General features: G+C 45.1%; 9 protein-coding genes. 2 read left to right on the forward strand and 7 right to left on the reverse strand.

The window, feature by feature from the left end; all coding sequences use genetic code 11:
* Positions 1-89 precede the first annotated feature (89 nt).
* The 5 genes from AB4623_RS15385 to AB4623_RS15405 form a co-directional block, all read right to left on the reverse strand.
* Complete coding sequence (locus AB4623_RS15385) at positions 90-1907, reverse strand: bifunctional molybdopterin-guanine dinucleotide biosynthesis adaptor protein MobB/molybdopterin molybdotransferase MoeA (protein WP_065584419.1); 1818 nt, start codon at positions 1905-1907, stop codon at positions 90-92.
* Complete coding sequence (mobA, locus tag AB4623_RS15390; protein WP_004733776.1) at positions 1907-2491, reverse strand: molybdenum cofactor guanylyltransferase MobA; 585 nt, start codon at positions 2489-2491, stop codon at positions 1907-1909. Before mobA ends, AB4623_RS15385 begins: the two co-directional genes overlap by 1 nt.
* The gene (locus AB4623_RS15395; RefSeq protein ID WP_371725352.1) at positions 2469-3188 is read right to left on the reverse strand and encodes an energy-coupling factor ABC transporter ATP-binding protein; all 720 of its coding nucleotides are present in this window, start codon (positions 3186-3188) and stop codon (positions 2469-2471) included. The genes mobA and AB4623_RS15395 overlap by 23 nt, the downstream gene beginning before the upstream one ends.
* Before the next feature lie 10 nt (positions 3189-3198).
* Entirely contained in the window at positions 3199-3897 is a 699-nt protein-coding gene (locus AB4623_RS15400; protein WP_017068184.1) for an ABC transporter permease, read from the reverse strand.
* A gap of 322 nt (positions 3898-4219) precedes the next feature.
* Positions 4220-5026, reverse strand: a complete 807-nt coding sequence (locus tag AB4623_RS15405; RefSeq protein WP_017068185.1) for a substrate-binding domain-containing protein — start codon at positions 5024-5026, stop codon at positions 4220-4222.
* A gap of 302 nt (positions 5027-5328) precedes the next feature.
* Between AB4623_RS15405 and AB4623_RS15410 the strand changes: the two genes are divergently transcribed.
* Both AB4623_RS15410 and AB4623_RS15415 read left to right on the forward strand, forming a co-directional pair.
* A complete protein-coding gene (locus tag AB4623_RS15410; protein ID WP_065584417.1) occupies positions 5329-6792 on the forward strand; it encodes a sigma-54 dependent transcriptional regulator in 1464 nt (487 codons plus the stop codon).
* A complete protein-coding gene (locus tag AB4623_RS15415; protein ID WP_102333335.1) occupies positions 6782-8809 on the forward strand; it encodes a cache domain-containing protein in 2028 nt (675 codons plus the stop codon). The genes AB4623_RS15410 and AB4623_RS15415 overlap by 11 nt, the downstream gene beginning before the upstream one ends.
* Positions 8810-9174: 365 nt before the next feature.
* Here the strand turns inward: AB4623_RS15415 and AB4623_RS15420 are convergent, their stop codons facing one another.
* Positions 9175-10062: a mechanosensitive ion channel family protein gene (locus AB4623_RS15420; RefSeq protein ID WP_372146805.1), complete on the reverse strand. Its 888-nt coding sequence runs from the start codon at positions 10060-10062 to the stop codon at positions 9175-9177.
* 1 nt (position 10063) lies between these two features.
* Positions 10064-12409: an ATP-binding protein gene (locus tag AB4623_RS15425; protein ID WP_102428858.1), complete on the reverse strand. Its 2346-nt coding sequence runs from the start codon at positions 12407-12409 to the stop codon at positions 10064-10066.
* Positions 12410-12700: the final 291 nt, after the last annotated feature.

The following is a 12700-nucleotide window of genomic DNA, read 5'->3' on the forward strand; positions in this document are numbered from 1 at the left end:
CGATAGAAGGGGCTTCGTCTATGTCTTAGCAATGAGCTTCTAAGTCAATTAAAAAGCAGCTAAGTCAATTTAGGTGTTTGAGCTTTGAATCAAACACGACCTTGCAGAGGAATGATCGTCACTGTCTCGCCAACTTTCACAGTATCAACTGCTGGAGAGATTTCGATTAAGCAGTTCGCTTCACTCATTGAACGCAGAATACCTGAACCTTGCTTGCCCGTTGTTTTCACTTCAAGCACGCCAGATTCATTCATCGAGAACACACCACGGCTAAATTCAGTACGGCCTTGGCGTGAGCGCAGTTGTTCAGTTGCTACAGCATTTGCTTTTACTGGTGTCCAGTTCGTTTGACCTTGAAGCTTACGGATCGCAGGCTCAACAAAGTTAATGAACGACACCATCACAGCAACAGGGTTACCCGGTAAACCAAAGAACGGCTTGTTCTCAATCTTACCGTAAGCCAATGGGCGACCTGGACGCATGTTGATACGCCAGAAGTTGATTTCACCCAGTTTATCTAACGCAAGCTTGATGTAATCCGCATCACCAACAGACACACCACCAGAAGTCAAAACCATATCGGTTTCAAGCGACGCAGAATGCAGCACATCCATCATCTTCTGCTCATCATCTTCAATGATGCCGTAATCGACGATGTCACAGCCGAGCTTTTGAAGCATGCCGATAATAGTAAAACGATTTGAGTCATAGATAGAGTTTGGTTTTTGCTCGTGCCCCGGCGCTTGAACTTCATCACCCGTAGAGAACACACCCACTTTCACTTTACGCAGAACAGGGCAGGTACCAAAACCTAACGACGCCATCATGCCCATTTCTGGCGCTTCAATGCGTGTGCCACGTGTAAAGACAGGTTGGCCGATTTCTAAATCTTCACCTGCCATACGGACATTTTGTCCGACCGAGATTTTAGCATCAGGGAAGCTAACTTTATCGCCATCTCGGACGGCTTGTTCACGCATCACGACAACATCAACGCCTTCTGGCATTGGTGCGCCCGTCATGATCTTAACCGCTTCACCTTGTTGAACGATTTGCTCGTAGCTGTGACCCGCCATGACTTCAGCAACGATGTTGTAGCTGTCCAATTCTAGATCTTCACTACGAATTGCATAACCGTCCATTGCAGAGTTGGTATTCTGAGGAACGTTGATTGGCGAAATCACATCTTCAGCCAGCACACGGCCGTAGCCTTGCAGTAATTCAACACTCTCTGTGAGATCGAGTGCGTCAATGCTATCAACAATCTTTTGCTGACCTTGAGTAACGGTTAAACCTGCAGGAGAGAACGAATCACAACAAACAGCTGGCGCAGCGTCTTTTGAAGATGAGCATGACACTGCTTTGCCTGTTGTAGAGGCAAGGTCAAAGGACTGCGCGTAATTGATGATGAAATCACGAATCGCTTCTAAATCGCTGATCGCCATTTGTGGCAGTTCTGATTCAACTTGGCTGTCTGCCGCGATAGCAATAATGTTGTTATCGTTTGGATATAACCAAGGTTTGCCCACTTCATCTCGGTGCAGTTCAATTTTAGGGAAGGCGATGTTCTTACAGCCTTCAACCAAAATCAGATCAAGCGTGTTGGTATCAAATCGAGTCAGCAGGTAATCAAAATCGGCTTCGGCTTCTGGTGTTTCTGTCATCATCACGTGACGATTACGAGAAGCGATCAACATTTGGTTTGCGCCCGCTTTACGCAAGCGGTAACTGTCTTTACCCGGCTTATCGACATCAAAATCGTGGTGAGCATGTTTTAACACGCCAACTTTTAAACCCGCATCAGTCAACAGAGGAAGCAGGGCTTCAAGTACGGTCGTTTTGCCTGTACCGCTATAAGCAGCAAAGCCCAATAAAGGAAGGTTAGGGCGTTGTTTAGAATCTTTCATTATTGAAGCGTTCCGAATTGGGTGAGTTCTTCTGGCGTGTTGAGATTAACAAAGCAGTTAGGAGAATCGCTGAAATCAACGTATTCGGTAACACACTCTTTGTATAGCAAGATGATTTTACGGTCACCACGTTCCAAAAACGCTTCTAACTTTGGTAGAACACGTTTGTGGAATAGGGTGAATACAGGTTGCTTAAATTCGCCATCATGCGCGACAAGAATGTCACTGTCTTCTTTTACTGCAGAACAAAAACGCTCAACAAGGTCGTCACTGATTTGTGGGCTGTCGCAAGGGACAAAACCAACCCAGTCTGTGCTCGCGTTTTTAAGGCCAGCATGAATGCCACCCAACGGACCTGGGTAGTCAGGGAAAGAATCGGAAACAACCGGAGCAAATGCTTGGTAGCTGTCTAAGTTACGATTGGCATTGATAGTGATGCTGACATCTTGTTGTGACAGCTTGTTTATAACGTATTGAATAAGCGGAGAACCGTTGAGCTCAACGAGTCCTTTATCTTTTCCGCCCATACGGCTGGCCTGCCCGCCAGCCAAAATAACCCAACTAGTTTGCGTTGGAAGCAGCATAAATATTCTCTTGTGCTTTATCTTTCTTAATAACTTGAAAAAGCGGGGATTCGGTCAAAGTATTGTCTTTGATCCACCATTGCTTCTTACATAAGTCGGTTAACGCGTTAGTTTGGTGACTAGTGATGACTAAACTCGCGCCTCTTTGAAGAAGATCTTCGGCCATTATCACCAATCTTTCAATAGATTCTTTGTCTAAAGAGGCACTTGGTTCATCCATAAGCAAGATTGACGGCTTAAGAATCCAGGCTCGTGCCATTGCAACGCGTTGACGCTCACCACCAGACAACACAGAAATGTGTTCATCTGCCAAGGTTTCTAAACCTACCATTCTCAATGCATTAATTATTTGAGCTCGCTTATCTTTTTGGCTCTCTTTGTTAAAGCGAATGCCATAAGCGACATTTTGGTACACCGAACCATCAAAAAGATAGGGGGTTTGATGCAGGTAGATAATGTCTTTGAACTTGAGCCTAGGGAATAAGATCTGCTGCCAGCTTTGTGTCGGAGACTGAATGCGGCCAGAGCTGGGCTGAATCAATCCAGACAATATTTTAAGTAGGGTCGTTTTACCCACACCATTATCTCCTTTGAGATAAATGGCATCGTTGGGGCCGATCGACAATTCGGGAATATGGAACAAAACACGCTCTTTGTAGCGCATTGAAATTTGCTGCGTTGTTATTTTTATACTCATGACAGCGTTCCTAAGTTCTTAAATAGCCTTTTCCTCTCACACTGGAAAGGAAAAAGTTAAGGGCTAATGCCAATGCTAATAACACCATACCGAGGGCGACGCCTTGAGCGAATGCGCCTTTGTGGCTTTCCATAGCGATAGCTGTTGGGATGTTTCTTGTCATCCCCATAATGTTGCCACCGACCATCATTGAACAACCAACCTCAGTGACGATACGAGAGAAGGCAGCGATAGTTGCAGCTAAAAGAGGGAAGCGCGTTTCCCAAATTAACGTACACGCCACACGAGTCGTTGATACGCCAAGCGTGCGCGCGGTTTCTACCGCTCGGCGGTCACTGGCCTGCAGAGCGCCATGCATCATCGCAACTAGGATTGGGAAACAGATCAGCATCTGACCTAGAATCATCGCCTTTTGGGTGAACAGTAATTCCCAATCACCTAACGGGCCAGAGCGAGAGAGCATCATGTACATCAACAAACCGATAACCACGGTTGGGATAGCTTGCAGGGTGTTGATCACCGATAACAATGCCCACTTCCCGGGGAACTCGGTATAAGCCAATAAGAAAGCCATAAGGATTGCAGGAACAATCACTAATGAGATGGCGGACAAAGATACGCTGAAAGATACCGCGACGATTTTCCACAATTCGTGGTCAAAACTCACTAGTAGGTTCATTGCATCAATCGTTGTTTGCCATAGGGTCATGAAGTATCTCGTGTGAATCGATAATAGGTCTTTATCGGTAATGACTGATGTTAATCATAGCTGACCCAAACTATTTGAGTGTGTATTGGTCAGCGATTGCTCTTAAGCATGATTGTGTTTCTAAGCATGAATGTGTTGTTAAGCGTGAACGCTATTAAAGCGAGACAGCTTTATAGCGACCTGCTGTTAAACAAGATAGTTATTAAAGCGATATTGCTTAGGTGCTTCGTTAACTGTTTAGTTAAGCGTAGCGCTAATTGATTCGGGTTGAACCCTTAGCGCTACTTTTACTTACAGAAAACGACGGTTCACTTACAACAAACTACTCTGCGCTCGCTACAAACAGCTGTTTGCCATGCAGTTTAAAGTCGTTAATCAGTTTCTGACCTTTAGGGTTCACCAACCAATCACTGAATACTTTCGCTGCTTGGTAGTTAATGCTTGGGTAGCGCTCTGGGTTAACAAGGATTACTTGGTAAGGGTTGAATAGGTTCTTGTCACCTTGGAAAAGGATTTTAAGATCCAGTTTGTTTTGGTAAGCCAACCATGTGCCACGGTCTGTCATGGTGTAGCCTTGCATTTCAGACGCCATGTTCAGAGTAGGGCCCATGCCTTGACCAACACTGCGGTAGCCACCAAAGTTTGGTTCCATTTTGGTCTGTGCCCAAATGCCCATCTCTTTCTTGTGCGTGCCTGAATCGTCACCACGAGACACAAACGTCGCGTTGTTGGTTGCGATTGCTTTGAATACATCAGCTACAGCTTTTTGAGATTCAATTTTTGCTGGGTCACTTTGAGGGCCCACAATCACAAAGTCGTTGTACATCAGCTTACGAGGTAAAACGCCGTAGCCTTTTTCTACGAAATTCGCTTCAGCTTTTGGTGCGTGAGTCATTACCAAATCAACATCGCCATTTTCGCCCATGCGAAGTGATTTACCGGTACCCGCAGCTAGAACATCAACCTTGATACCAGAATCTTTTTCGAACTCAGGCAATAAGTAGTCCAGTAGACCAGAGTGATAAGTACTTGTGGTTGTCGCCAACTTAATATGAGTGGTGTCTTCCGCGCTGCTAGCCGTGTAACTGACGATAGATAGAGCTGCAATAGTTAGGGGAATTGCTTTCATTATTATTATGTCCATTCTGTTATAAATGAATGACATGCCTTCAATTTTAAAGGGCTCAAAGAGGGCATGTGAATAAGACGCTAATTGTTGTAATTAGAAATCTACACCTTATAAGCAATCTTAATGCCAACAAATAATGCATCAGATTTCTTTAAATTGCTGTTATTTCGGACAAAACTGAGTCTTTTACCCCGTTAAAATGAATCAAAACATGAGCTAGGACAAAATGTCGCACATTGTCCCTGTTGGAGAAAAGGTTAATTGGTACACTCTGTCCCAACTTTTCTCACCGGCTAATCATTATGTCTTTACCTAGTTCATCTGCATCCAATCTCAACCCGAACACATTGACTCAGTATCAGGCCTTTTCCGTTTTGGTCGTCGATGATGAATTGGGTATGCAGGCTATCTTAAAGAAAGCACTAGGTAAGTTCTTTGGCAAGGTGTCGAGCGCAGGATCGGTTGAAGAGGCTGAAACGCTGCGTTCGAGCGAACATTTTGATCTGATTGTCCTTGATATCAACCTACCAGGCCGCTCTGGCATTGAGTGGGAAGAGGCGTTTAACGACAACGACAAACGCGCCGATGTGATTTTCATGACGGGTTATGCCGATCTAGAGATGACCATATCCGCGCTTAAGCTTGGTGCTTCAGATTTTATTCTTAAGCCGTTCAACCTCGAACAGATGATACAAGCGGTTCTGCGTTGTATGGATAAGCGACTCGACCAAAGAATGCAGTACGCGTTGAAGCGTGATGTGAGTCGTCATATCAAGACTGAACTGATTGGCAATTCAGACAAGACCAAACAACTTAAATTGCTGATCAGTCAATTTGCACCGTCTCGAGCGTCCGTCTTGATAGAAGGTGAGTCGGGTACCGGCAAAGAGCTGGTTGCTCGTGGTGTACATGAAGCCAGTAAACGCACAGGTCCATTTGTGCCAATCAACTGTGGTGCGATTGCTCCAGAGCTTCTAGAAAGTGAACTGTTTGGACATACATCAGGCGCATTTACTGGTGCGAAGAAAAACCGTGAAGGTCTTTTCCGAGTCGCAAGTGGTGGCACCTTGTTCCTTGATGAAATTGGTGAAATGCCACTGCCAATGCAAGCTGCATTGCTACGCGTGTTAGAGCAAAGAACCATTCGTCCAGTCGGTAACGAAAAGGAAATTTCCGTTGACGTACGAGTGGTGGCGGCGACCAACCGAAATCTTCAAGAAGAGGTCGATAAAGGGCACTTCCGCCGCGATCTGTTCTACCGACTCAATGTACTTAAGATTGATGTGGTGCCATTGAGAGAGCGCCCGTCAGACCTGATTGAACTTGTTCCATACTTTACTCGTCTTTTATCGAGCGAGCTTGGCATGCCAGTTCCAAATTGGGCACATGAAGATATCTTGGCGTTGAACGAATACGAATGGCCGGGAAATATTCGTGAACTTAAAAACTTAGTCGAACGATGCATTCTTTTAGACAAGCCACCAGCACACTATTGGCGCGAGATTAATGGTGATCCTGTTCCCGCTAGCATTTCAGTGACGGTGTCACATGGTGCGGAAATGCCAAACTTGAATAATGCAGACGCTGCCGAGGGTTATCCAAACACTTGGACACTCAAAGAAGTAGAAAAATCTCATATAGAACAGCTGGTTAGTTTTCATGATGGCAATAAATCGGCAGCTGCAAGAGATCTTGGCGTCGCACGTAAAACGCTAGAGCGTAAGTACAAAGATTGGAACACAGAAGGCTCTGAATATGCCGATTAGACGTCGTTGGTGGTCAAAGTGGGCGTTCCGATTCAAAACCATGGTTCGCTACCGATTATTATTCCTAACATCAGCTCCGATCATTCTGACCTTGTGCGCGCTTGTGGCTATCACACTGTATTGGTCAATACGTTACACGTGGCAGGGCGCTCTGATTGATGTTGATGAACGCTTGGATGTTGCCGATAACAGTATTCACCTGATCCAAAATCAGCAAGCATACAACGTTCGTGCGTTCGCCGAGTCTTATAACTTTCGAACCAAACTCGCGAGTGATCTTTCACACGAAGAGCTAACTCGCTGGGTGTCTGAGAACAAATCTCGCTATGAGCTCGATTTTCTGCGCTGGCGCAGTGTCGAGAGCATGGAAAAGAAACTCGAATATCTAAACTTAACTCACAAGCCTTCATTTTTCAGTGTCTTAAGCCGTAATGAACTCAATTATCTCGATCGTGACCTCGCTAAAAAAGCGGAAGTTCCGATGCTCAACGGGCAAGAGGTCGAGACTCGCGGATTGGTAAGCCGAACCGTTGTATCCATCAAAGATGAACATGATCATGTGATTGGTTTTCTGGATGGTGGGATCTTACTGAATAACAGTACTCAACTTGTTGACCAAATCAGTAACCTTATCTATCCACAACGAGAAGGTTTTAATCGTCATATTGGTACGGTCACGGTCTTCCTTGATGATCTTCGTGTCAGCACCAACGTGCCTTTGAGCAGTGAAGACAGTGTAGGGCGCGCCATTGGTACACGTGTTTCTCACGAGGTTCACTCGAAAGTCTTGAATGAAGGTAAAGAGTGGCTAGATCGAGCGTATGTTTACGATGCTTGGTACATCACAGCTTACCAACCAATCCATGACCAGTTTAATAATGTGATCGGCATGCTTTACACCGGTTATTTGATTTGGCCGTTGATAGAAACCTACTTGACCAACCTTGGCGAAATTAGCATTACCATTGTGTTGCTGTTGTTGGCATCCGGTTTGATCGTTCACCGTGGCGCACGTGATCTTTTCAACCCAATCGAACGCATTCATAAGGTCGTCAAGCTAGTCCAGATGGGGCAAGACAAGCGAATTGGTACGCTAGGTTTGGATGATCAACACGAACTGACACTGCTCGCTAAACAATTCGACAAGATGTTGGATCTACTGCACGAGCGCAATCAAGAGATTCAACAAGCGGCGTCTGAACTTGAGTGCAAAGTGCATTCTCGTACCGCGAGTTTGAAAGAGAAAACTGAAGAACTCGAACTGCACATCAAGCTTCTCAATCAAGCCAGAGATAAGCTGGTGGTCAATGAAAAACTGGCCGCGTTAGGTGAATTAACGGCAGGTATTGCTCATGAGATCAATAACCCAACCGCCGTGATTCTTGGCAACGTTGAACTGATGAAGTTTGAACTGGGCGATGAAGTGAGCCGTGTAGATGAGGAAGTCCACGCGATCATGGAGCAGATTGACCGAATTCGAAATATCACACGAAGCCTGCTTCAATACAGCCGTCACGGCGGCGTACAAGACGAAATTACGTGGCAACATATCAACCCAATAGTGGATGAAAGTATTACGCTCGTAAAAACAGGTGCGAAGAAGAAAGGCATTGTGTACGTATCGCAGCTGAACGCTAAAACCTCAGTCGAGGTCAATCGAAACCAATTGCTACAGATTCTGGTTAACCTACAAATGAACGCGATTCATGCAATGGACGGTCAGGGCACGTTAACCATTTCGAGTGAAGACTGGGTTGAAAATGGTGTGTCTCATGGCGCTATCGTTCATGTTCAAGATGAAGGCTGCGGTATTAAGGAAGAACAACTGAAACGTATCTTCTCGCCTTTCTATACCACCAAACGAGATGGCACGGGCTTAGGGTTGTCAGTATCTCAGAGTATCTTGAGCCAAACTGGCGGCGAGATCCGAGTTGAATCTGAGGTAGGTAAGGGAAGTTGCTTTAGTATCTATCTTCAACAGAAAGCGACACCTCAATTGCTTGTATCAAACCTATAAGTTCTAAGAACTCATTCACTGATATTATCATCTGATAATATTTCTAACGCGCTTGGGCTATTACACGAACGTTTTAGCCCAAGCACGAAAATTCCGCACTACTAATCTATCGCAAACCAAATCTCAACTCGCTGCAAATGAAGTGCTGCAGGCCTCACAATCGCTCGCAGAAGACAGTCAGAAAATGGCGAACACCACAGAGCACCTTACTGAGCAATTGAAATACTTTAAGGTTTAGCCTAAATACAACTGAGCTGAAGATAAAAAGCCCATAAAAAACACCTCCGCACTTGAGATAAGTTCGGAGGTGTTTTTATTTATGGTTAGTCATTTGCTATAAGAAACTAACGTCAAAAGCATCAAGCCTAATGCGCTGCCACTGAAATCTTCGGTGGGTTGATGTTGTGCTTCTTAAACTCTTTCATCACACGCAGGGTAATGTCGGTTTCAAACAGCTTCTCATACGCAGTATCCACAACATAAGCCTTACAGGTTAGCTGTATCGCTAGGTAGTTATCGGTAATCGTCTGTTTAACCAAAACCGTGACAGGCTTCGGTAAGTGGATGTAACGACTCGAAGACGCAGCTTCTTGAATTAAGTCACGGGCTAGGGTGATGTCTTCATCCATACCGACGTAAAACGGAATCACCACCTGCATGTCCAACGCACCGTAGTTACCACTGGTGGTCACTTCATTTAAGAACTTGTTGTTAGGAATGGTAATGATGTCATCGTTCAGCGTTCTCATTCGCACTGAACGCAAACCGATGGTAATGATATCTCCGTAGTTGCCTTCGAACGTGACGCGGTCACCAACTTGAAAGGGTCTATCAATCATTACCGTGATGCCCGCGATGAATGAAGCTGCCAAATCTTTAAGCGCAAAGCCGACTGACACGGCGAGGGTACCACCAAGCAAAGCCAGTATTTGGTCGTTGATTCTAAAGCTCATCATGAACACGATAAGACCGGTGCTCACATAGATGAAGAACTGAGTAAACGACTGCAGTTTTTGTAGTAGCATTCGATATTGCACGAACTGACTACCAAAGCTGGTCACTAACGAGTTGATGAACTTAAGCAATAACCACATCGCAGCAATAACGATCATGGAGAAGAACACGCCGCTCCATCGCACAAGGCTCGCTATTTTAGAGATGTTTTCTACGTTAGCTAACTCTTCCGTCGCAAAGGTCGGGAAACTGACAGCACTTGCCAAGCCAACAAATAGTAGGATAAATAACTTCTTCATTTTACTTCACCAGTAGATGTTGACGGTCGAGAACGTTCGTAATATGGCGGAACCAGTGCTCAGAAATCCGAGCCTTTTCTTCATGCCAACCAATATAACCACGGCTTTCAAAGTAACGCAGAATCCCCGTTATCTCTGCCGTGCTCAGCTGTGTACATTCAGACAATACTTCCGGAGAAGCGATTTCCAGTTGTACGATAGAACGAAGTACAGCCAGCATAGGTTTCGGCATATTTTCCAGCTCCTGGGCTTCAGGAACATGGAACAGACGCACCACTGCTTGATCTGTCTCTTTGTTTCGGTTCAAAGAGAGTCGGAAGAAACGCAGCGCAACGGTAGGGTTGCCATCAGAATAGTGCCACAAAATTCGATAGAAACCTTGGCGTGCACGTTCTTCTTCACTCATATCATCTTGGTCCCATTGCTTAGGGACTACTAAACCATCAAAAGACAACGGCTTCTCAAGCTCCGTATTGATACGGCTATTTAGAAGTTCACCCACTTGTTTCTCTGTCCAACGCGGAAGGAAACACACCAAGTCAAACAGCAAACGTTCGCCACGCGCTCTATCCACAAATCGCCAGCTTGATTTGGCGATCGATATCACGACACGGTGGTTCTTTTTAGAACGACGCAGAAGGTTGGTCAAACGAATCAAATCAGACAGGCCACCGACCATTGGTTGCACCAGTCGTTGTGCGTTATCAATCGCGATAAGGTAAGTGGTATTGCTCTTACGAAGATGCGCTAATATTTGAATTTCAGTCGCTTCTTCGTCCAAGCCAATGCTCACGGCTAAATGCGCTAAAAGCTCTTGGTAACCCGCATAAGGGCAACTCACGTATACAGGCTCAGCGTTAGAGACTTTGTGCAGTAAGGTATATAGCAGCGTTGTCGCGCCGACACCACGTTCGCCAGACACAATACAGATAGCCGGGCTGTCTGACATTAAGTAGCGTGATAACTGCTTAATTTCATCTCCCGCGTAATCTATCAACGTACTGTCGATATTACCCGGAAGAATGTATTCATAGGTTTGATCGCCTTTGATTCGAACCAAGTTTTGCTGATTCTTATCAAGGTCAGACTGTTTAGCAACTTCAATTCTAAATAGATAAGCTAAGGCCTGGCTAAACAAAGTGTAATTGGATAGCAGGGCCATAATTCGATGTTGAAAGTTGTAAACACTCAACCACACGATGCCAATGGCCGTCGCCAATATATTAAGTAAGAAGGTATCCTTGCGGTTTACTGCCCAATTCACCCAAACCGGGCGATCAGAGATGTGTTGCAACGTATCGAAGACCTTCGCTCTCCATAGTCTGAGAACTGAGATCGTGACCAGCACAAACCAGAAAAACAGAGCGCTGTAAATCCAGCTGTAAATCGTACCTTTGCCTAGCGTAATACTTGATATCTGGAGAATCACACCCGCAACGATGAAGCTCCACACGTAACGACGAATAGTCGATAGGCGTAGTGCTATCACTTCTTGATTTGATGTACGACCTAAACGGTAGGCAAATTCCAAAATAAAGCTGATGGCAATCGAACCACCTAGAATCCACCAAGTGAAGATCTCCAGGAAAATCAAATGTTGAAGACTAGGGATACTAGAAAGCACTCTCAATGACAATGTGATGGCAATTAGCCAAGCAATCGCACGATCAGCGCGGCTGATGTACCAGATCACACGTACTAAAAATGGAGGGTTCGTTTTCGCTTCAAGAAAGTTAATTCGAAACAGTTCAATCAAGCGGGTGCTGTTGGCAAGCCACCACACTAAACCGAAGTAGATGAATAACACTTTTAGTGAGGCACCAATCACTGGCACTGGCGAAATAAAGATGTCTTTAACAAGCGCTTTAAAGCTACGAATTTGGAAATAAACAAGATACTCAATGTTGAGCTTGGTTAATTCCCACTCTTGCTTAAATTGAGTTACGCCGTAGGGGCCAAAACCCGTTAGGCGCTCTTTATTAGCGGAATTCGTCTGCTCTAACAGGTGTTGCTTGCTCACATTCAAGCTATTCAAAGTGACGTAACTGGTTTGAACGGCAAACCATTGATCGGCGTCGTTGTTCGCTCTGTAGGCTTTTATCTGTTGCTCGAAGGTTTTGATTTCCTGCTTTTGAACTTGTAGCACTTCAGCGAGCAATATATTGACTTGGCGTCTGTCCGACGGTTCCATAAAGAGGGGGTCGGGTAACGAATCAATTCGATCATCGAGATCAACAGCAGAATCGGATACCTGCGGCTGAGATTGTAAGTCATATTCCAAGTTGGCATGACTAGGCCAAGAGAGAATGGCCAAAGTGAGGATTAAGAAGCGCGATAGTGAACGCATAAAAGTCTCTTAGAATTATGAGGTTAGGATTACTATAGTTAGATAATCTGACTTTGTGAAATCCAACCCCGTGTCGGGGGCGAGTACTTTATTCCTGTTTCGAGCGATTTTGTCATGAAATTGTCAGGGATTAGGCTAGTATTTGAGCATCTTTATTATGTCTTCTGTTGCGTTGATCGGGTTGGCTTTTACTGTGACCAATCAGCATACGATATATTCAATGGTTGGCATGATTTGGGACGTTATATACCGCCCATTATGGTGCGCTGTTCGATATTTTGTTTTTCCTTA

The organism is Vibrio sp. 10N.222.52.C12, from assembly GCF_041474215.1.
GTDB lineage: Bacteria > Pseudomonadota > Gammaproteobacteria > Enterobacterales > Vibrionaceae > Vibrio > Vibrio crassostreae_C.